General features: G+C 72.3%; 22 protein-coding genes. 10 read left to right on the plus strand and 12 right to left on the minus strand.

The genetic code is table 11. The annotated features are described in order from the left end of the window. Positions 1 to 56: 56 nt before the first annotated feature. A complete protein-coding gene (locus ACGFMK_RS32040; protein ID WP_392771207.1) occupies positions 57 to 671 on the minus strand; it encodes a TetR/AcrR family transcriptional regulator in 615 nt (204 codons plus the stop codon). 211 nt (positions 672 to 882) lie between these two features. Between ACGFMK_RS32040 and ACGFMK_RS32045 the strand changes: the two genes are divergently transcribed. Both ACGFMK_RS32045 and ACGFMK_RS32050 read left to right on the plus strand, forming a co-directional pair. Then, a complete protein-coding gene (locus ACGFMK_RS32045) occupies positions 883 to 1,509 on the plus strand; it encodes an HD domain-containing protein (RefSeq protein ID WP_392771124.1) in 627 nt (208 codons plus the stop codon). 5 nt (positions 1,510 to 1,514) lie between these two features. Continuing rightward, positions 1,515 to 1,961 carry an OsmC family protein gene (locus ACGFMK_RS32050; protein WP_392771127.1) on the plus strand — a complete coding sequence of 149 codons (447 nt, stop codon included), beginning with the start codon at positions 1,515 to 1,517 and terminating at the stop codon, positions 1,959 to 1,961. 9 nt (positions 1,962 to 1,970) lie between these two features. Here ACGFMK_RS32050 and ACGFMK_RS32055 read toward each other — a convergent pair whose 3' ends face one another. After that, on the minus strand, positions 1,971 to 2,219 hold the full coding sequence (locus tag ACGFMK_RS32055) for a hypothetical protein (RefSeq protein ID WP_392771130.1): 249 nt from the start codon (positions 2,217 to 2,219) through the stop codon (positions 1,971 to 1,973). A 196-nt stretch (positions 2,220 to 2,415) separates the two neighbouring features. Here ACGFMK_RS32055 and coaE point away from each other — a divergent pair, with 196 nt between their 5' ends. After that, entirely contained in the window at positions 2,416 to 3,600 is a 1,185-nt protein-coding gene (gene coaE, locus ACGFMK_RS32060) for a dephospho-CoA kinase (RefSeq protein WP_392771133.1), read from the plus strand. Here coaE and ACGFMK_RS32065 read toward each other — a convergent pair. From ACGFMK_RS32065 to ACGFMK_RS32095, 7 genes are all read right to left on the minus strand, one after another. Further along, positions 3,597 to 4,238, minus strand: a complete 642-nt coding sequence (locus ACGFMK_RS32065) for a response regulator (RefSeq protein ID WP_392771136.1) — start codon at positions 4,236 to 4,238, stop codon at positions 3,597 to 3,599. The two genes, coaE and ACGFMK_RS32065, sit on opposite strands and share 4 nt — an antisense overlap. Further along, positions 4,235 to 5,509: a sensor histidine kinase gene (locus tag ACGFMK_RS32070; protein WP_392771139.1), complete on the minus strand. Its 1,275-nt coding sequence runs from the start codon at positions 5,507 to 5,509 to the stop codon at positions 4,235 to 4,237. Before ACGFMK_RS32070 ends, ACGFMK_RS32065 begins: the two co-directional genes overlap by 4 nt. Beyond that, positions 5,506 to 6,933 (minus strand): ArnT family glycosyltransferase, encoded by a 1,428-nt coding sequence (locus ACGFMK_RS32075; protein WP_392771142.1) that lies wholly within the window; start codon positions 6,931 to 6,933, stop codon positions 5,506 to 5,508. Before ACGFMK_RS32075 ends, ACGFMK_RS32070 begins: the two co-directional genes overlap by 4 nt. Positions 6,934 to 7,017: 84 nt before the next feature. Continuing rightward, positions 7,018 to 8,523 carry an ArnT family glycosyltransferase gene (locus tag ACGFMK_RS32080; RefSeq protein ID WP_392771145.1) on the minus strand — a complete coding sequence of 502 codons (1,506 nt, stop codon included), beginning with the start codon at positions 8,521 to 8,523 and terminating at the stop codon, positions 7,018 to 7,020. Then, a complete protein-coding gene (locus ACGFMK_RS32085; RefSeq protein WP_392771148.1) occupies positions 8,514 to 9,257 on the minus strand; it encodes an ABC transporter permease in 744 nt (247 codons plus the stop codon). Before ACGFMK_RS32085 ends, ACGFMK_RS32080 begins: the two co-directional genes overlap by 10 nt. A 10-nt stretch (positions 9,258 to 9,267) precedes the next feature. After that, positions 9,268 to 10,173, minus strand: a complete 906-nt coding sequence (locus ACGFMK_RS32090; protein WP_392771151.1) for an ABC transporter ATP-binding protein — start codon at positions 10,171 to 10,173, stop codon at positions 9,268 to 9,270. A gap of 134 nt (positions 10,174 to 10,307) precedes the next feature. Beyond that, positions 10,308 to 10,823 (minus strand): DUF402 domain-containing protein, encoded by a 516-nt coding sequence (locus ACGFMK_RS32095; RefSeq protein ID WP_392771154.1) that lies wholly within the window; start codon positions 10,821 to 10,823, stop codon positions 10,308 to 10,310. Between the two features lie 117 nt (positions 10,824 to 10,940). Between ACGFMK_RS32095 and ACGFMK_RS32100 the strand changes: the two genes are divergently transcribed. The 6 genes from ACGFMK_RS32100 (at position 10,941) to ACGFMK_RS32125 (ending at position 16,149) form a co-directional block, all read left to right on the plus strand. Next, on the plus strand, positions 10,941 to 12,224 hold the full coding sequence (locus tag ACGFMK_RS32100) for a DUF5685 family protein (protein WP_392771156.1): 1,284 nt from the start codon (positions 10,941 to 10,943) through the stop codon (positions 12,222 to 12,224). A gap of 10 nt (positions 12,225 to 12,234) precedes the next feature. Further along, entirely contained in the window at positions 12,235 to 12,846 is a 612-nt protein-coding gene (locus ACGFMK_RS32105; protein ID WP_392771159.1) for a carboxymuconolactone decarboxylase family protein, read from the plus strand. A 46-nt stretch (positions 12,847 to 12,892) separates the two neighbouring features. Further along, entirely contained in the window at positions 12,893 to 15,049 is a 2,157-nt protein-coding gene (gene uvrB, locus ACGFMK_RS32110; RefSeq protein WP_392771161.1) for an excinuclease ABC subunit UvrB, read from the plus strand. Between the two features lie 88 nt (positions 15,050 to 15,137). After that, positions 15,138 to 15,410 (plus strand): type II toxin-antitoxin system VapB family antitoxin, encoded by a 273-nt coding sequence (locus ACGFMK_RS32115; RefSeq protein WP_392771164.1) that lies wholly within the window; start codon positions 15,138 to 15,140, stop codon positions 15,408 to 15,410. After that, the gene (locus tag ACGFMK_RS32120) at positions 15,407 to 15,805 is read left to right on the plus strand and encodes a type II toxin-antitoxin system VapC family toxin (protein ID WP_392771167.1); all 399 of its coding nucleotides are present in this window, start codon (positions 15,407 to 15,409) and stop codon (positions 15,803 to 15,805) included. Before ACGFMK_RS32115 ends, ACGFMK_RS32120 begins: the two co-directional genes overlap by 4 nt. Beyond that, positions 15,802 to 16,149 carry an MmcQ/YjbR family DNA-binding protein gene (locus ACGFMK_RS32125; RefSeq protein ID WP_392771169.1) on the plus strand — a complete coding sequence of 116 codons (348 nt, stop codon included), beginning with the start codon at positions 15,802 to 15,804 and terminating at the stop codon, positions 16,147 to 16,149. Before ACGFMK_RS32120 ends, ACGFMK_RS32125 begins: the two co-directional genes overlap by 4 nt. Before the next feature lie 2 nt (positions 16,150 to 16,151). On the opposite strand, the gene ACGFMK_RS32130 is transcribed toward ACGFMK_RS32125, so the two are convergent. Both ACGFMK_RS32130 and ACGFMK_RS32135 read right to left on the minus strand, forming a co-directional pair. Beyond that, positions 16,152 to 16,541 carry a VOC family protein gene (locus tag ACGFMK_RS32130; protein WP_392771172.1) on the minus strand — a complete coding sequence of 130 codons (390 nt, stop codon included), beginning with the start codon at positions 16,539 to 16,541 and terminating at the stop codon, positions 16,152 to 16,154. A 229-nt stretch (positions 16,542 to 16,770) separates the two neighbouring features. Beyond that, positions 16,771 to 18,180 (minus strand): S28 family serine protease, encoded by a 1,410-nt coding sequence (locus ACGFMK_RS32135; RefSeq protein WP_392771175.1) that lies wholly within the window; start codon positions 18,178 to 18,180, stop codon positions 16,771 to 16,773. 235 nt (positions 18,181 to 18,415) lie between these two features. On the opposite strand from ACGFMK_RS32135, the gene ACGFMK_RS32140 reads away from it, so the two are divergent. Beyond that, positions 18,416 to 18,919, plus strand: coding sequence for an SRPBCC family protein (locus ACGFMK_RS32140; RefSeq protein ID WP_392771178.1), 504 nt, complete (start codon positions 18,416 to 18,418; stop codon positions 18,917 to 18,919). On the opposite strand, the gene ACGFMK_RS32145 is transcribed toward ACGFMK_RS32140, so the two are convergent. Continuing rightward, positions 18,916 to 19,671 (minus strand): enoyl-CoA hydratase/isomerase family protein, encoded by a 756-nt coding sequence (locus tag ACGFMK_RS32145; RefSeq protein WP_392771181.1) that lies wholly within the window; start codon positions 19,669 to 19,671, stop codon positions 18,916 to 18,918. The two genes, ACGFMK_RS32140 and ACGFMK_RS32145, sit on opposite strands and share 4 nt — an antisense overlap. Positions 19,672 to 19,686: the final 15 nt, after the last annotated feature.

Here is a 19,686-nt window from a genome sequence, read left to right on the forward strand (position 1 = left end):
TGCCCCGGCCCCGGCTCATGCGCGGGCCGCGCGAACGGGCGAGTGCGGCAGGTGCGTCAGAGCTCGCGCAGGCCCAGGCCGGTCATCATCGCCGTGACGCCGCACCGGTACATCCGGGCGTTGGCCTCGTCCGTCGGCGGGATGAACCACTCCGGCAGCGCGGTGCGGGACGCGAGCATCAGCTCCGCCCCGACCAGGCCGTGCATGGCCGTCCACAGCTGGTACGCCGCGGTCTGCGCGTCCGTGCCCGGCGGGCTGACCCGCTGGACCCGCTCGATGAACAGGCCGAACGTCGTCCGCACCACGGCCGAGCGCAGCGCCGGGTCGGGGTCGAAGCCGGGTACCGGGCGCTCGAACATCAGCGCGTAGCGGGCCGGGCTTTCGCGGGCGAAGAGCCGGTACGCCATCGCCAGGTCGAGGAGGTCCGCGACGCCGTCCGGGCTCTGGGGCGGCAGCTCCTCCAGCATCCCGCGCAGGGAGTCGAAAGTGCGCTCGTACAGGGCGTCGAGCAGGCCCGAGCGGCCGCCGAAGCGGGTGTACACCGAGATCGTCGACGCGCCGGCGGCCTCGGCCACCCCGCGGACGGTGAGAGCGGTGACGCCCCGGTCGAACAGCACCGACAGCGCCGCGTCGAGGTAGCGCTCGCGGTGGCCGTGCTCGGCCGGGCGCATCGACACGTGCCTGGTGGCCACGACGCACCCCCTTCGCAGCAGCCGTGCACAACGGCGCCCGGGTTACCCACCCGCTGCAGAAGATACGATATCCGCAGCCTCTTGGGAATGCGCCCGATGTCCGGATGTGCGGCATTCCCGTCCGGCGGGCACCGGTCCGGCCCCCGCGAACCCTGGCAGCGTCGGAAGCACCGACGAAAGGGGTTCCCCGATGACCGCCACCATCTCCGTCCCGGACACCGCGCTGGCCCGCGAGGCCGCCGACCTCGTCCGCGACACCGCCGGCCCGCTGCTGTACGACCACTCATCGAGGGTCTACCTGTTCGGCGCCCTGCAGGGCGCACGCCGCGGGCTCGACTTCGACGCCGAACTGCTCTACGTCGCGGCCCTGTTCCACGACCTCGGCCTGGTCGAGGGCCACCGCACCGGCCGCCGCTTCGAGCTCGACGGCGCCGACGAAGCCCGGCGCTTCCTGCGCGGCCACGGCGTCGACGCGGAACGGGCCCGGATCGCGTGGACGGCCATCGCGCTGCACACCACCCCGGGCATCCCCGAGCACATGGAACCCGAGATCGCGCTGGTCACCGCCGGTGTCGAGTACGACGTCCTCGGCATCGGCTACCACGACCTGCCCGCGGACAGCCGCGCCGCGATCGTCGCCGCGCACCCGCGGCCGGACTTCAAGCGCCGCATCCTCGCCGCGTTCACCGACGGCGTCCGTGACCGGCCCGACACGACGTTCGGGAACGTCAAGGCCGATGTTCTGGCCCGGTTCGTGCCAGGCTTCGAGCGGCAGGACTTCGTCACGACGATCTTGAACTCACCCTGGGAGGACTGACCCGGATGGCACACCCCGAGCCCGGCACGGTCGTCGTCACCGCGAGCGGCGACGGCACGTACACGCAGCAGGTCAGCACGGCGGGACACACGCTGCTGGTCGACGAGCCGGTGTCCGTCGGTGGGGCCGACGCCGGCCCGAACCCGTACGAGCTGCTGCTCGCGTCGCTGGGCTCGTGCACCGCGATCACGCTGCGGATGTACGCCGACCGCAAGGGCATCCCGCTGACCGGCGCGACGATCCGGCTGCGGCACGAGCGCATCCACGCCGAGGACTGCGAGAAGTGCGAGACCGAGCGCGGGATGCTCAGCCGCATCACCCGCGAGATCGAGCTGGACGGCGACCTCGACGACGACCAGCGCGCCAAGCTCATGCTGATGGCCGACAAGTGCCCGGTGCACCGCACGCTGTCGTCGGAGATCGTGATCGAGACGCGCGAAACCGGCCGCTGAGCGGGTGGGTCAGGCGGCCTGCGCCGTCGCGGGCCGCGCGGTGGCGACGCCGACGGCCGGGACCCAGATGCGCTCGATGGCGGCCAGCCGGGCCTTGCGGCGGAGGCCCGCGAAGCTGTGCTTCGCCGGGACGAGCAGGGTGCTCAGCCAGGTCCGCCGGTAGTCCTCGAGGGCCATGGCCACGGAGTGGTGAACCATGCAGTGCACCAGCCCCGGCGTGCCGAGCCGGTGCTTCCCGGCGTGCTTGCTGTCCGCCATCGGTTCCTCCGTGTGGGCGACCTGACGCGGCGCACGGTACGCATCTGCACCGATGAAGGTGGGTAAGCAACGCGGCGTGTCCGGATTTCGGTTGAGTCACGCGTCACGATCGACTTGCGCTTCACCCGTCCGTGTGCGGCCCGCGGTGATCGACGTCTCCCGGCGGCCGCCGGGGGCCGTGACTAGGGTGATCGGCATGTTGCGTGTGGGGCTGACGGGTGGCATCGGGGCCGGCAAGTCGACCGTGGCGAACCGGCTCGCCGAACACGGCGCCGTGCTGGTGGACTCCGACAAGATCGCCCGCGAAGTGGTCGAACCCGGCTCCGAGGGGCTCGCCCGGCTGGTCGAGGAGTTCGGCACGGAGATCCTGGCCGCCGACGGCTCGCTCGACCGGCCGGTGCTCGCCGCCAAGGCGTTCGCCGACGACGAGTCGCGCCGCCGGCTCAACGCGATCGTGCACCCGCTGGTCGGCGCCCGCACCGGTGAGCTGATGGCCGCCGCGGCGCCGGACGCGATCGTCGTCCACGACATCCCCCTGCTGGTCGAGGGCGGGCTCGCGACGGCGTACCACCTGGTCGTCGTGGTCGACGCGCCCGTCGAGGTGCGGGTCCGGCGGCTGGTGTCGGCCCGCGGGATGGCCGAGCCCGACGCCCGGGCGCGCATCCGGGCGCAGGCGAGCGACGAGCAGCGTCGTGCCGTCGCCGATGTCTGGCTCGACAACGGCGGTCCCGAGGACGCGGTCCTCGCCGACGTCGACGCGCTGTGGGCGGACCGGCTGGTGCCGTTCGAGGCGAACGTCCGGCTGCGCCGCCCGCGCCCCCCGATGTCGCCGAAGATCGCCGGGTACGACCTCACCTGGCCGCAGCAGGCCGAGCGGGTGCTCGCCCGGGTCCGCGCCGCGACGGGGGAGCTGGGGCTGCGGGCCGACCACATCGGGTCGACGTCCGTGCCGGACCTGCCGGCCAAGGACGTGCTCGACCTCCAGCTGACGGTGTCCACTTTGGACGACGCCGACACGCTGTCCGAGCTGCTCTCCGACGCCGGTTTCCCGCGCCTGGCCGGCGAATGGGCCGACGACGCCCAGGACGGCGACGGCACCTGGCCGAAGCGGCTGCACGTCGGCGCCGACCCGAAACGGCCGGTGAACCTGCACGTCCGGTCGAAGGAAACGCCCGCGTGGCGGCTCGCGCTGCTGTTCCGGGACTACATGCGCGCGCACCCGGACGAGCGTGACGACTACCGCGACGTGAAACTTCGGCTGGCCGAGGCCCACGCCGCCGACGGCACGGTCGAGGCCTACGCCGACGAGAAGCAGGACTGGGTCAACGCCGCGTTCGTCCGCGCCGAGAAGTGGGCCGCGATGACCGGCTGGACGCCCTAGGAACCGAGCAGCCCGCGTTCGAACGCGACCGCGACGGCGGCCGCGCGGTCCTTCACCCCGAGCTTCGCGTAGACGTGGATCAGGTGCGTCTTGACCGTCGCCTCGCTGATGAACAGCTTCTTCGCGGTTTCCTTGTTCGACGAGCCCCGCGCGACCAGCGCCAGCACTTCCAGCTCACGCTGGGACAGCGGCTCCCGCGCGGGCTCGCGCATCCGGCCCATCAGGCGCCCGGCGACCGCAGGGGAGAGCACGGCCTGCCCGCGGGCGGCCGCCCGGACCGCGCGGAACAGCTCTTCGCGGGGCGCGTCCTTGAGCAGGTAGCCGGTCGCGCCCGCCTCGATCGCCGGCAGCACGTCGGAATCGGTGTCGTACGTCGTCAGCACCAGGACCCGCGCCGGGTTGCCCAGCCGCGCGAGCTCGCTGATCGCCGTGACGCCGTCGGTGCCCGGCATCCGCAGGTCCATCAGCACGACGGCCGGCCGCAGCCGCTCGGCCAGCGTGACCGCTTCGGCGCCGTCGGCCGCTTCGCCGAGCACCTCGAAGCCCTCCTTGCCGCCGGCGGGTTCCGCGGACAGGATGCCGCGCAGGCCGTCCCGGACGATCGGGTGGTCGTCGGCGATCAGCACGGTGATCGTCATGGGAGGGCCTCCGGGGGCAGCGGCACAGCGGGCAGGGCGACGGAGATCGCGGTCCCGGCACCGGGCTCGGACTCGACGTGGAGCGTACCGGCGAGGCGGCGCACCCGGCGGCGCATGCCCGGCAGCCCGAACCCGCCGTCCGCCGCGGCGAGCTCGAAGCCGGCGCCGTCGTCGCGGACGTCGAGGGTCACCTCGTCGGTCATGTAGGACAGCGTGACGCCGACCCGGCTCGCCGCGGCATGTTTGTCCACATTGGACAGGGACTCCTGGGTGATCCGCAGGATCGTCGCCTCGATCTCGGGGTGCAGCCGCGCGGGGTCGCCGGTGACGGTGACCGTCGCGGGCACGCCGGTCCGCTCGCCCCACCGCCGCGCGACGTCGGTCAGCGCGTCGAGAAGTGTTGCGGTGTCGAGGGGTTCGGGGTGCAGCGCGTGCACGGACCGCCGCGCGGCGGTGAGGTTCTCGCGGGCGAGCGCGGCCGCGGAGTCGAGGTGCCGCTGCCACTCCGCCGGGTCGTCCTTGGCCAGCGAGGCCGCTTCGAGCTGCGTGATGATGCCGGTGAAACCCTGCGCCAGGGTGTCGTGGATCTCCTGGGCCAGCCGCTGCCGCTCGTCGAGCATCCCGGCTTCCCGGGCCTGGCTGAGCAGCTGCCGTTGCAGGCCTTCGTTCTCCGCGTACGCGGCGGCCAGTTCGTCCAGCGTGCGGCGGCGTTCTTCGTTCTGCCGGGCGACGGCCGTCGACAGCAGCCCGCCACCCCCGATCGCCGCGGTCTGCACGATGATGATCGTGACCCAGATACCCGGCTTCTCGCCCAGCGCGTGGACCGGGCCGCCGTTGCCGAGGGTGTTGATCAGCAGGGACGTCGCCGCCAGCGCGACGAAGGCCAGCCAGGTGGGCCGCACCTGCATGGCGGCGAGGAACGCGTAGATCATGAAGATGAGGAACGTGACGTCCCGGGCTTCGAGGGCACTGCCCAGCCCGAGCACGCCGAGGAAGGTGAGCAGGGCGAACACCGGGTGCTCGCGCAGCCGCGCCGGGGCGAGCAGCACCATGCCGAGCACCCAGAGGGCGGTCGCGGCGACCAGGATGCCGGTGGTCACCCACCAGCGGCCGTCGTAGCCGCCGGCGCCGAGGGTGACCAAGGTCGCGACCGCGAGCAGGACACCGGGGAGGTACCGCTCGAACCGGCTCAGCCACGGCTGCCAGCCGGTCGGCTCCTGCGCCGTGAGCGGCGGCCACAACGGCCGGTTCCAGTCGAATCCGCCGCTCACGCCTTCATGTCCTTCAGCTGCGGCCAGATCTCGGCCCAGCCCGCCGTGCGGCCGCTGAGCTGCCAGACCGGCAGGTGCGCGCTCCCGTTGCGGACGCCGAGCCGGTTGCCGACCTGCCCGACGATCCGCGCGTCCCGGAAGTACTTCGCGGCCTTCGACGGGTCGTAGCCGACGAAGAGGACGTTGTCCGCACGGTCCGGCCGGCCGAGCGCGCCCGCCTGCCAGTACCCGCCGGTGACGATCGCGGTGCCCGGCGGCGCGGTCCGGTACAGCGCGGCGACGTCGGAGACGAGGTCCGGCCAGCCGATCTCCTCGGCCGCGTAGGCGGGTCGCGGCGCCTCCGGGTGGTCCACGAGGAAGCGCGCCGGCCACACCGGCAGCGTGAACGGCAGGCTGAAGACCGCGGACAGCACGAACACCGGCCAGGTCGGCACCCACCGCCACCACGACGCCGGTTCGCGCGCCTCGAGGTGCACCGCGGCGGCCGCCCACAGCACGCCGAACATCCCGGCCGCGTAGTAGTAGCGGCCGTTCGCGAAGAGGAACACCGCGACGACGCCCAGCGTCGTCCAGCCGAGGAACCGGTACGGCCGCAGCTGTTCGCTCCCGATCGGCACGACGACGCCGTAGAGCACCCCGAGCGCCCCGATCACCCAGCCCGCCCCGGCCAGCAGGTCCGGGACGAAGCTCTCGCGCCCGCCCGCCGCGTCCACCTCGGCGCCGACCGCGTCCCCCATGCCCAGCCGCGGCCAGCCGTTCGCGCGCTGCCACAGCAACGTCGGCACCAGCGAGAGCGCGCCCAGCCAGAGTTTCGGACGGCGCAACATCTCCCGCGGGCCGAAGGCCAGGAGCGCGAGCCCGGCCACCACCCAGAACGCGCCGACGAGGAACTTGTCGTTGAGCGCCACCGCCGTCACGACACCGAGCCAGACGAGCAGGGGGTCGTGGCGGGTGCGGACCCAGCGGACCACCAGCCACAGCACGAGCGTCCACAGCAACGGGTCGATCGTCGACGTCGCCAGGTAGTGGCCGCTGCCGACGAACTGGCCGCAGATCGCGTACGCCGCCGCGGCCCGGGTCTGCGCCTTGCGCCGCCCGCCCAGCTCGCGGGCGAGCAGGGCGGTGACGACGACCCCGCCGGCCGTCGCCGCGATCGCCGGCAGCCGGAACACCACCAGCGACCCCGGCGCGAGCCGGTCCGTCGCCCACGCCAGGAACGGCACCAGCGGCGGCTGGTCGGCGTACCCCCAGGCCAGGTGCCGTCCCGCGGCGAGGAAGTAGAGCTCGTCCCCGAAGTAGCCGTAGCGGCCGGCGGTGAGCAGGAGCGCGACCGCGACCCCCGCGGCGAGCAGGGCCACCGGCCGCCGGGCGAACCGCGCGAGCTCGGCTTTCGCCTGGTCGGGGGCCATGGCTACGGCGTCCATCACGCTCCTGTCGGTTGGCGGCGCCGGTCCTTTCGGCACACTACGTCGGCCGCCTCGGCGGCCCCTCGCGGAGGGTGACGCCGGTTACGTGTGCGTGTTCGTCAGCTTCGGCCACAGCGTCGCCCAGGGTTCGGTCCGGCCGGTCGCCAGCCACATCGGCTGCCCGTCGAAGTAGCTCGGCTTCGCGCTGCCCGTGTCGACCTTGCCCCATGGCTTGATGTCGGTGAAGTTCCCGAGCAACGGCCGCGGGTCGGCGCCGACGAACAGGACGTCGGTCGCCTGCTCCGGCGGGACGACCAGCGTCGCGTAGCCGCGGTTTCCGCTGGCGGGTTCCGGCAGGCCGAGGTCACGGCCGTAGCGGTCGAGCGCACTCGCCTCCCAGTACGACTCGGTCACCACCGCCGTGTCCGCCTTGCCCGGCAACGCGGCGAACGCCGTCGCCACCGACCGGGCGCCTTCGGGCCAGCCGATCTCCGCGAACGCGAACACCGACGTCGGCAGCGCCGGGTGCTCGGTCAGCCAGGCCCGCGGCCAGACCGGCAGCGTGCCGGGCACGGCGAGCAGCGCCGCCACGACGTACCACGGCCAGGTCGCGAGCCACCGCCACCAGCGCGACGGCTCCCGGCGTTCGAGCGCGACCGCGGCCATCGCCCAGCACACCGGGAACATCCCGGCGACGTAGTAGCTGCGGCCGTTCACCGCCAGGAACACCGCGGTCAGCGCGACCGCCGTCCAGCCGAGGAACCGGAGCTCGGGGCTGCGCAGGAGCCGCCAGAGGCCGTACAGCAGCAGCGCCACGCCGACGGGGACGCCGGCCACGACCAGCACCTCCGGCAGGAACAGCAGCCGCCCGCCCCACGTGTCGGCGACCTCCTGGGAGATCGCCGCGCTCATGCCGAGCTGCGGCCAGCCGTGCGTGGCCTGCCAGCGCAGCGTCGGCACCAGCGCGACCACGGCGATCCCGGCGCCGGCCCACAACGCGGGCCGCCGCAGCAGGTCCCGCGGACCGCAGACCAGGATCGCGACACCCGCGGCGAGCCAGAACCCGCCGATGAGGAACTTCGTGTACAGCGCGAACGCCGTCACCACGCCCGCCCAGACGAGCAGGCCGTCGGCGCGGGTGCGCAGCCAGCGGATCAGCAGCCACAGCAGCAGCGTCCAGAGGAACGGGTCCACTGTGGACGTCGCCAGGTAGTGCCCGCCCGCCAGGAACTCGGTCGACACGGCGAAAGTCGCAGCGGCAAGCGTTTGCGCCTTCGCCCCGCCGCCGAGTTCGCGGGCGATCAGCGCGGTGAAGACGACCCCCGCGAGTGTCGCCAGCATCGCCGGGATCCGCAGTACGAACGGCGAGTGGCCGAGCGCGTCCATCGTCCTCGCGAGCAGCGGCAGCAGCGGCGGCTGGTCGACGTAACCCCAGGCGAGGTGGCGGCCCGCGGAGAGGAAGTAGAGCTCGTCGCCGAAGTAGCCGTAGCGGTTCGCGGTCAACAACAGCGGGACGGCCGGCAGCGCCGTCACGATGCCCACCGGGACGCGGGCGACCGGGGCCACCGGCCGGATCCGCACCGGGGCGGGCGCAGTCGTCACTCCCATCGGAACACCCGCGTCGCGATCGTGGTGCAGCCGAGGGCGAAGACCGCCATCGCCCCGAGCTGCAGCAGCTCCGGGGCGTCCCCGGCCCAGGTGGCCCGCAGCGCGTTGAGGGTCGCGCCGAGCGGCAGGACGTCGGCGACGTGCTGCAGGAACGGCGACAGCCGCTCCTTCGGCACCCACACGCCGCCGAGCGCCAGCATCGGGAAGAACAGCGCCGAGCCGACGCCGCTCGCCGCGCGGCCGGTGGGGGCGAGCGCCGCCACCAGCAGCCCGACCGAGAACAGGGCCGGCGCGCCGAGCACCAGCGACAGCAGGAACCCGGCCGGGTTCGCCGGCAGCTCGACGCCGAGCGCGAGCGCGCCCACCCCCACGACGAGCGCGACCACGACGACGACCGCGGCCAGGTTCACCAGCAGCTGCGCGATGAGCAGCCGGCTCGGCGGCACCGGGCTCGCGGAAAGCCGTTTCAGCAGGCCCTTTTCCCGGTAGGTGCCCAGCGCGTTCGGGAACTGCGTCAGGGCCAGCATGGCGATCAGGATCGTCACGGCCATCGGCGCGATCACCGTGGCCAACGCGCTGTGCCCGCCGTACTTCGGGTCCGGGTCGTTCGCGCCGGGCATCAGCCCGAACACCAGCAGCAGCGCGAGCGGGATGCCGACGACGATGGCCGGGGCACCCGGGTCGCGCAGGAACACCTTCGCCTCGGCGGTGGTCAATTTGGTCAGGACACTCATGGTTCCCCCCTCATTCCGGCTTGTGGCCGGTCAGCGCGACGAAGGCGTCGTCGAGCCCGGCCTGCTCGACCCGCAGGTCCCCGGCGATCACGCCGAGGCGGGCGAGCGACGACGTCACGGCGTGCAGCACGTTGCCGCCGCCGGTGACCACCAGGCGATCGCCGTGCCGCTCGACCCGGCGGACCTCCGGCAGCGCTTCGAGCGCGGCGGGGTCGATCGGCGCCGACGGCCGGAACCGGACGACCTGCTCGTCGTTGACCCCGGCGACCAGCCCGGCCGGGCTGTCGAGCGCGACGACGCGGCCGGCGTCGATCACCGCGATCCGGTCGCAGAGCCGTTCGGCCTCGGCCATGAAGTGCGTGACCAGCAGGATCGTCACGCCCTGGTCGCGCACGGCCTCGATGAGGTCCCACGTGTCGCGGCGGGCCTGCGGGTCGAGGCCGGTGGTCAGCTCGTCGAGCACCGCGACCTCCGGGCTGCCGATCAGCGCGAGCGCGATGGACAGCCGCTGCTGCTGGCCGCCGGAGAGCTTCTTGTACGCGGTGGTCCGCTGCTCGGTCAGGCCGAGCGTGGCGAGCAGCCGCCCCTGGTCCGCGGGCTCGCGGTAAAAGGAGGCGTAGAGGTCGAGCAGCTCGCCGACCCGCAGCTTGTCCTGCAGCCGGCTCTCCTGGAGCTGCACGCCGACGCGCTGGCGCAGTTCGGCGCGGTCGCGCTGCGGGTCGAGCCCGAGCACCGACACCGTGCCGCCGTCGGGCACCCGCAGCCCTTCCACGCACTCGACGGTCGTCGTCTTGCCCGCGCCGTTCGGGCCCAGGATGCCGAAGATCTCCCCGCGCTCGACGTCGAACGAGACGTCCTCGACCGCGACCTTCTCGCCGTACCGCTTGTGGAGGTGTCCAACCTCGATGACCGGCATTCCGCCGTCCCCCTCTCGATCCGTGTTCACGACGGATCGAGCGTCCCGCGGCGGCGGGGTCCGGCGAATCGCCGAGACGGTCGGGAGGGGCATCCACCGATCGGTGGACCCGGCTTGAACCGGCTTGAACCGGCTTAGTGGCGGCGCCAGGTCAGGGTGATGTCCTTCGTGGCCAGCCAGGCGGCCAGGTCGTAACCGTGCGAGGCCAGCCCCTCGACCGCTGCGTAGGTCGTCTCCAGCGCGGACTCGGCCTCGTCCGCGGTGACCAGGTCCGCCTTGCGGGCGTCCAGGAGCTCGTCGGTGTCGATCACCCGCAGCGAGAGCTTGTCCCGCAGCACGATGTCGACGTAGAGGTCGGTCGCGACCCAGTGCGTGCCGTCACGGCGGACGCGCACGACGTCGAGGTAGAAGTCCTGGTCGCGCTCGTGGCCGGGGGAGAACCAGAAGTCGGTGACGCGCAGGCCGAGGTCCGGCAGCAGCCACGACTCGAGGTAGTGGAACTGGGCACGTCCCGGTGCCGGGCGGGCCAGGTACAGGCCGAACGGTTCCTCGCGGAACTCCTCGACCTCCCGGCTGATGCCCTTCGGGTCGATGTTCGTGCGCGCGGCCGGGTCGAAGATCTCGACCTTGGGCGGGTGCAGTCCCGTCATGGGCCCATCCTGCCTGGTGGGTGCCCGAACCCGGTCACGAATCGCGAACGGCGGCCGCGTGAGCCACACGTTCGGGCTAAGGTGCGCCGACGACCGGGGGAACCGAGGGGACTGGGGATGTTCGGGATCATCAGGCCGTGCCGGCACCGGCTGTCGGGCCGGTTGCACGCCGACTGGGTCGCGCACCTGTGCGGGCTGTGCCTCACCCTGCGCGACGAGCACGGGCAGCTCGCCCGCGTCGTCACCAACTACGACGGGCTGATCATCTCGGCGCTGGTCGAAGCCCAGACGCCGCGCGCGGACCGGCGCCGCGACGCCGGCCCGTGCCCGCTGCGCGGCATGCGGTCGACGTCGGTGGCCCGCGGCGAAGGTGCCCAGCTGGCCGCGGCGGTGTCGCTGGTGCTGGCCGCGGCGAAGGTCGGCGACCACGTCGAGGACCGCGACGGCGCGTTCGGCAGGCGCCCGGTGGCCGCCGCCGCCCGCCGCGTCGCGGCCCGCTGGGCGGCGCAGGGCGGCCGCACCGGCGGCCGGGTCGGGTTCGACACGGCGGTGCTCACCGAGGCCGTCGACCGGCAGGGCGAGCTGGAACGGGCGATGCGCCTGGGCGACTCGGCGTTGCTGGCGACCGAGCCGGCGGAGCTGGCGGCGGCCGCGGCGTTCGCACGCACGGCGGAGCTGGCCGGGCGGCCGGGGAACGCGGCACCGCTGGCCGAGGCGGGCCGCCTGTTCGGCCGGGCCGCCCACCTGCTGGACGCGGTCGAGGACCACGCGGCCGACGCGGCGGCGGGGGCGTGGAACCCGCGGCACGCCACCGGCACGGACCTGACCGAGGCGCGCAGGCTGTGCGACGACGCCGTGCTGGGGGTCGAGCTGGCGTTGCGCGAGGCGGAGTTCGCGGAACCGGCGCTGGTGCACGCGCTGCTGGTGCACGAGCTCCGCCAAGCGGTCCGACGCGCTTTCGGCCACGGTCAGCAGCCGCCGCCGGGGTGGATCGGACCGGGACCGACCCCGCAGCAGCACCCGCACCAGGGCTGGGGCGGCCAGGCTCCGCAGCAGCCACCTCACGGCTTCGCGCCGCCCGGGCCGGTCCCGCCGCCGGGCGCGCCCGGCCCGGGCGGTCCCGATGGACCTGATGGCCCGGACGGCCCGCCGCCGGAGTCCCTGCACGGCAAGGGCGGCGGCTGCTGGGTCCCGAAGTTCGTCGTGCCGCCGAAGAAGCGGAACTTCTTCTTCGGCTGCGCCGTCGCCTCCTACATGTGCTGCACCTGCCAGTTCTGCTGCCGCGATCCCTACCCTGGACCGTGGAGCGGGGAACCGGCGGCGACCGGCGGGTGCGACGGTGGCTGTGACTGCGATGGTGACTGCTGCGACTGCTGTTCCTGTTGTGACTGCAACTGCTGAGGGGAACACGATGACCGAGCCGATGGGACAGCTGAACGACCGCGGCCGGGCCAATTTCGCGGAGCTGGTCGAAGGCGGCGAAGCCCGGCTCGACGCCCTGTTCGCCACCGTCCCGGCGCTCGGCGAGCTGGCCGTCGGCACGGTCTACGGCCACCTCCACGAGCGGCCGGCTCTCGACGCCCGCACCCGGGAGGCGGCCACCCTCGCCGCGATCGTCGCGGCGGGGATGGTGGGGCCGCCGCTGAGCGTCCACCTCCGCACCGGCCTCGCCGCCGGGCTCTCCCCGGCCGAGGTGGGCGAGATCGTCGTCCAGACGGCGGCGTTCGCCGGCTTCCCCCGCGCGGTGTCCGCGGCCGACCAGCTGAACCGGCTCTTCGAGGGCCACGGCCTGCCGATCCCGCCGCCGGCGTCGGCCCGGGAGGTCGTCCTGGGGTACCTCGAGGCACCCGGCGCCGAGGTCGCCGAGGTGCTCGCGGAGTTCCCGCGCACCGAGGTCCAGGCGACCGGACCCGACCGGGTGCTGGTCTCGTGCTTCGGCGACGGACCCGCGCCGGGCGCCGTCGTGCACTGCGTGGTGGCCGGCGGCGAAGTGGCCTTCGCGACGGTGTACCGACCCCGCTGACCAGGGCCGACGGAAATTGTCGGTGCCGAGGCTTACTCTGGTCCACGTGGCTTTCGCAACCGAACACCCCGTGCTGGCGCAGTCCGACTTCCGGCCCGTCTCGGAGATCCCCCGGGAGGGCGGCCGGTTCGAGGTCGTCAGCGACTACCAGCCCGCCGGTGACCAGCCGGCGGCCATCGACGAGCTCGAACGCCGCGTCAACGCGGGCGAGAAGGACGTCGTGCTCCTGGGTGCCACCGGTACCGGTAAATCGGCGACCACGGCGTGGCTGATCGAGCGCGTCCAGCGGCCGACCCTGGTGATGGCACCGAACAAGACCCTCGCCGCGCAGCTGGCGAACGAGCTGCGCGAGCTGTTCCCGCACAACGCGGTCGAGTACTTCGTCAGCTACTACGACTACTACCAGCCCGAGGCGTACATCGCGCAGACGGACACCTACATCGAGAAGGACTCGTCGATCAACGACGACGTCGAGCGGCTGCGGCACTCGGCGACGATGAACCTGCTGTCCCGGCGGGACGTCATCGTGGTCGCGAGTGTGTCCTGCATCTACGGCCTGGGCACCCCGCAGTCCTACCTCGACCGGTCTTCGAAGCTGAAGGTCGGCGAGCAGCTGGACCGGGACGTCTTCCTGCGCGCCCTGGTCGACATCCAGTACACGCGCAACGACATCGCGTTCGCGCGCGGCACGTTCCGCGCGCGCGGCGACACGGTCGAGATCATCCCGGCCTACGAAGAGCTGGCGATCCGCGTCGAGTTCTTCGGTGACGAGATCGAAAAGCTCTACTACCTGCACCCGCTGACCGGCGACATCGTCAAGGAGGTCGACGAGGTCCGGATCTTCCCGGCGACGCACTACGTCGCCGGCCCGGAGCGCATGGAGAAGGCGATCAAGGGCATCGAGCAGGAGCTCGAGGAACGCCTGGCGGAGCTGGAGAAGCAGGGCAAGCTCCTGGAAGCGCAGCGGCTGCGGATGCGCACGGCCTACGACATCGAGATGATGCGGCAGGTCGGGTTCTGCTCCGGCATCGAGAACTACTCGCGGCACATCGACGGCCGTGGCGCGGGCACCGCGCCGGCCACGCTGATCGACTACTTCCCGGACGACTTCCTGCTGGTGATCGACGAGTCGCACCAGACCGTGCCGCAGATCGGCGGCATGTACGAGGGCGACATGTCCCGCAAGCGCAACCTGGTCGAGTACGGCTTCCGGCTGCCGAGCGCCGTCGACAACCGGCCGCTGACCTGGGAGGAGTTCTCCGACCGGATCGGGCAGACGGTCTACCTGTCGGCGACACCGGGGCCGTTCGAGATGGGCCAGGCGGGCGGCGAGTTCGTCGAGCAGGTGATCCGGCCGACCGGCCTGGTCGACCCGAAGGTCGTCGTGAAGCCGACCGAGGGCCAGATCGACGACCTGGTGCACGAGATCCGGGAGCGCGCGGAGAAGGACGAGCGCGTCCTGGTCACCACGCTGACGAAGAAGATGTCCGAGGACCTCACGGACTACCTGCTGGAGCTGGGCATCCGGGTGCGGTACCTGCACTCCGAGGTGGACACCCTGCGCCGGGTGGAGCTGCTGCGGCAGCTGCGGGCGGGCGACTTCGACGTGCTGGTCGGCATCAACCTGCTGCGGGAGGGCCTCGACCTGCCGGAGGTGTCACTGGTGGCGATCCTCGACGCGGACAAGGAAGGCTTCCTGCGCAGCGGCACGTCGCTGATCCAGACGATCGGCCGCGCGGCGCGCAACGTGTCGGGCGAAGTGCACATGTACGCCGACAAGATCACCGACTCCATGCGGCACGCGATCGACGAGACCGACCGCCGCCGGGAGAAGCAGGTCGCCTACAACCTGGAGCGCGGCGTCGACCCGCAGCCGCTGCGGAAGAAGATCGCCGACATCCTCGACCGGGTGTACAGCGAGGCGGAGGACACCGAGCAGGTCTCGGTGGGCGGCTCGGGCCGCAACTCCTCGCGCGGCAAGAAGCCGGAGCAGGGCGACCGCGTCCGCAGCTCGGGGATGCTGGTCGACAAGGACGTCTCGGCGATGCCGCGTGCCCAGCTCGCGGACCTGATCCAGCAGATGACCGACCAGATGATGCAGGCCGCCCGCGACCTGCAGTTCGAGCTGGCGGCCCGCCTGCGCGACGAGGTCCAGGACCTGAAGAAGGAGCTGCGCGGAATGGACGCGGCCGGCATCAAGTAGCCAGGACACCGGCAGACGGCGACCCGTCGCCCGGGTTGAACAGTGATCGCCCGATCGAGCTTTACACCTAAGTCGGTATGATTACACCATGGCGATGAACATCAAGGACCCGGAGGCCGAGCGCCTGGCCGCCGAGGTGGCAGCGCTCACGGGCGACACCAAGACCGGTGCCGTCCGTGAAGCCCTGCGCCTGCGCCGCGACCAGCTCGTGGCGCGGGACAACGCCGAACTGCGGCTGAAGCGGATGCGGCGGGTACTGGAAGAGGAGATCTGGCCGTTGATCCCGCCTGAGGAACTCGGGAAGCCGATCCCGAAGGACGAATGGGAAGACATTCTCGGGTTCGGGCCGGGTGGCGTGTGATCATCGACAGCTCTGCCATTGTGGCGATCCTGCGCCAGGAGCCGGATCACGAACGACTCGAGGAGCGCCTCGCGGAGGCGGACTCGGCCAAGATCGGTGCGCCGACTCTCGTCGAGGTCGGCATCGTGCTCACGACGAGGCTCGGGGCGCGGGGCCGGCTGGTGCTCGCCAGGTTCCTCCAGGACAACCACATCGCGACCGTCCCCTTCACCGAAGAACACGCCGACGTGGCGATCGAAGCGTTCAAGCAGTACGGGAAGGGGCATCACCCGGCCAAGCTGAACATGGGCGACTGCTACAGCTACGCCACCGCCAAGATCGCCCGGGAACCGTTGCTGTGCATCGGCGACGACTTCCCGCAGACCGACCTCGAGCTGGTGAAGCTCGGGTCGTGAACATCGAAGCCGTGGTCGCGTACTGCCTCGGGATGCCCGGTGCCGAAGAGACCTACCCGTTCGGCGACCACGTGCTCGTCGCGAAGGTCGGCGGCAAGGGGTTCGCCTTCGTCGGCCAGGAGGAACCCGGCAGCGTCGCCGTGAAATGCGGGGCCACGAAAGAAGAAGCGGCCGAACTGCGTGCGCGGTACCCCGATGCCGTGACCGTGATGGACTACCTCGGCCGCTACGGCTGGAACCGCGTCGAACTCGGCGCCGGGGTGCCCGACGCCGAGCTGGAAGAACTCCTCGACGCCTCCTACGAGGCCGTCGTGAAGAAGCTGCCCAAAGCCAAGCGGCCCTGAACTCAGCCGGGCGCCGGCGCGTGTTCGTCCGCCTGCAGCATGCCGAAGATGTTGCCTTCGGTGTCCTTGCAGTACGCCAGCCACCCGACACCCGGGACCGGCTGCTTCGGCAGCGCCAACGTCCCGCCCGCACGGGCCACCTCGTCCAGGCTGTGATCGACGTCCGCGACGTCCATCGTGTTCACGAACCCGTGCACCGGGGCCGATTCCGCGGGGGCCGGGCCCTGGCGGGGCACCAGGCCGCCGTCGATTCCCTCGCCTTCGCCGGTGGAGATCACCCAGTACGGGATGTCGCCCCAGCGCTCGAACTTCCAGCCGAACACCGTGGTGTAGAACGCCACCGCGCGCTCGGGGTCGCCCGCGTGGATCTCGAAGTGGACGGGACGAGGCATGCTCGCCTCCTCAAACCGGATCGACAGGTCTGGCGAGACTACGCCCGCCGACCCGGTTTGGGGAGGTCAGCGCGGTGGGCGCCCCGACCGGGTCAGATCCGCGCCAGTAGCCTGAGCGGGCCCCGCCGCGGCTGGTCTTCTTCAGCGACGCCGTCGTCGCCATCGCCCTGACGCTGCTGCTCGCCCTGCACCGCTGGTCACCCGCCGGCGGCTGAGCCCGCCGGCTAGGTCACAACCGCGGGTGCCCCGACAGCGTCAGATCCGCGTCGAAGTCCGGGAACCCCGCCGGCGCACTGCGCGCACTGAGGGCCGACGCGGACGCCGGGGGCAGCCCGGCCCAGCGCCGGACCGTCGCGGTGGCCGCCGCCGCGTCGGCCGCGGGCAGCTGGGCGATCCTCGAGCCGTGGTTGCCGCCCGGCACGTAGTAGCGGTACGAGTCCCGGCTGCCGAAACCGAGTTCGAACGGCTCCGCGCCCCACGGGTCGTTCGAGCCGTAGACGAACAGCAGCCGCGTGCCGCGGGACTTCACCCAGAAGTCGACGTCCGGCATCGCCAGGTAGTCGAAGCGCGGCAGCCGGATCGAGCTCGGCACGAACGTCTTCGGCTGGTCGGCGCCGGGGTAGCGCAGCAGGTCGCGCAGGTAGCCGTCGTACGCCTCGGGCGCGCCCAGCTGGACCGCGGCCTGGTAGTAGTACGGGATGTAGGGCGAGAGGTCCTGGTCGGAGTAGGTGTTGAGGCTCTCCACCCGCTCGTACCAGGCGTAGACGTCGGCCGCGGGCGCGCCGGGCTTCGGCACCGTCGCGCAGTCCGCCTGCGTCTGGTACTGCCAGAACGCGAAGTACGAGTCGATCACCGAGATCTCGAGGGACTTGTCGGCCGAGCCGACGATCGAGAACGTCAGCCCCCGCTTCGCCGCGTCCACGGCGGCGATCGCGCCGAGTTCGTCACGCCGCTTCAGCGCGTCGCGCTGGATGGCCTTGAGCGCGTCGCGGCAACCGGGATCGTTGCCGACGCGCGAGAGGAACTTGTTGTAGACGTCGATCGGGTCGATGACGTCGTTGGGCGCGACGTAGGGGACCGTCCCGTCGACGTCGCCGGGGAAGAAGCGCCGGAAGTACGTCGCGGTCATGCCGCCCTTGCTGCCGCCGGTGGCCAGCCACTTACCCGGGTAGATCGCCTTGAACGCCTGCACGGCGCGGTGCTCGTCGGCGGCGGCCTGCCAGATCGTCAGCTGCTGCGCCCAGTTCTCCGGCTCCGGCCGTGACGGCGTGAAGTAGCGGTACTCCATCGAAAGCTGGTTGCCGTTCACGATCTGCGTCGGCTCCGACCGGTTCGGCGCGGTGCTGACGTTGTAGCCGCTGGTGAAGGCGACCGTCGGCGCGGCGAAGTCGCGGTGCAGCAGGGTGAACCGCTGCTGGAACGTGCCGGCGCCGGGGTGGCGGTGGTCGGCGGGCTGGGTGAAGGTCAGCTCGAAGAACCGGAAACCCGCCGGCGCCGGGTCCTCCTTGACGATCGTCAGGCCGGGGATCCGCTGCAGGGCCGCCTTGATGTCGGTCGCCGCACCGGCCTGCGAGGTCAGGCCCACCAGCCCGGCCAGTGCGAGCAGGACCGCCGTGCACGCGGTGGACAGTCTGCGCATGGAACACCCTCCCGGCTCCGGAACCTTCGGTGGGACCCTCACAGAACCGGCCGGTGTCGGCAATCGGCTGTCCGGGCGCAGAACCGGTGGGAACCCGACTTTCGGCGGGTGGCGCGGCCACCGGGTGGCGTCCTCGACCGTGCGCAGCCACCGGCATCGTGCGAGTTGTCCGGGTGATCGGCGCCACGTTAACGTCCGGAACCAGCAGGTACCGACATCGAGCGAGGGGTCCGCCATGAAGGTTTCCGACTGCCCGACGACCCAGGTCGAGGTGCGCGTCGGCGCGCGCCCGGAAGAGGTCTGGCGCTGGCTGCTGGACATCGACCTGCCGTCCCGGTTCTCCACCGAGTTCCAGGGCGGCGGCTGGGTCGAAGGTTACGAGCCCGGCCTGGGCGCGCGGTTCCGCGGCCGCAACTCCCACCCCGTCGCGGGGGAGTGGGAGACGGTGTCGACGGTGACCGGGTACGAGCCGGCGCGGCTGTTCGCGTGGGCCGTGATGGACGTGGCGAACCCGGCCGCGTCGTGGAAGTTCGAGCTGGTCCCGGACGGCGAGGGCACGGTCCTGCGGCAGTGGGCCCAGATCGGCCCCGGCCCGTCCAACCTGACGAAGATCATCGCGTCGATGCCCGAGCACGAGGAGGAGATCGTCGCGATGCGCCTGGGCGAGCTGCAGGACAACATGCGCAAGACGGTCGAGGGGATCAAGTCGCTCGCCGAGAGCGGCGTCCGGGCGATCTAGCCGCGGCGGCCCAGCACCTCGTCCACGTAGGCCTTGACGGCGGCGAGCGCCCCGGGCGCCCGCCACATCCGCTCGACCTGGGGGTCGTCGGCGTGGCGGTACTCCGCGATCCGTTCGTGGTAGGGCTGGCGGATCTGGGCCTTCGTGTGCGCGAACGGCTCGGCGGGCAGGGCGCCGAGCCGGCTCGCGATGGCGACCGCCCGGTCGAGGACCTCCTCCGGCGGCGCGAGCTCGTCGGCCAGGCCGCGGGCGAGCGCGTCCTCGCCGCCGACGGTGGCGCCCGAGCAGGTCAGCGACGGCAGCGGTGTCGTCCCGTACGCGCAGCGCAGGATCTCCAGCGCGGCGAGCGGGAACGGCAGCCCGACGAGCAGCTCGGTCACCCCGATCCGGCCGGGCCCGGTGGTGAGCACGCGGTGGTCGCAGGCGGCGGCGAGGACCGCGCCACCGGCGATCGCGTGGCCGTTCAGCGCCGCGACCACCGGCCGCGGGAAGCCGAACACCGTCAGCAGCGCGTCCGACAGCAGCGGCAGGAACTCGGACACGTACGCGGCGCCGCCCTCGTGGACGCGCTTGAGGTCCACCCCGGCCGAGAAGATGCCGCCGGTGCCGGTGAGCACGACGGCGCGGGCCGGTTCGATCTCTTCCAGACGCAGCACCAGGTCCCGGCACGAATCGGTGTCCAGGGTGTTGCCCCCGCCGTGGTCGATCCGGAGCACGGCGACGTCGGACTGGCTCTCCACGGTGATCGGCACGGCCTGACCGTACCG

Source organism: Amycolatopsis sp. NPDC049252 (assembly GCF_043197175.1).
Classification (GTDB): domain Bacteria; phylum Actinomycetota; class Actinomycetes; order Mycobacteriales; family Pseudonocardiaceae; genus Amycolatopsis.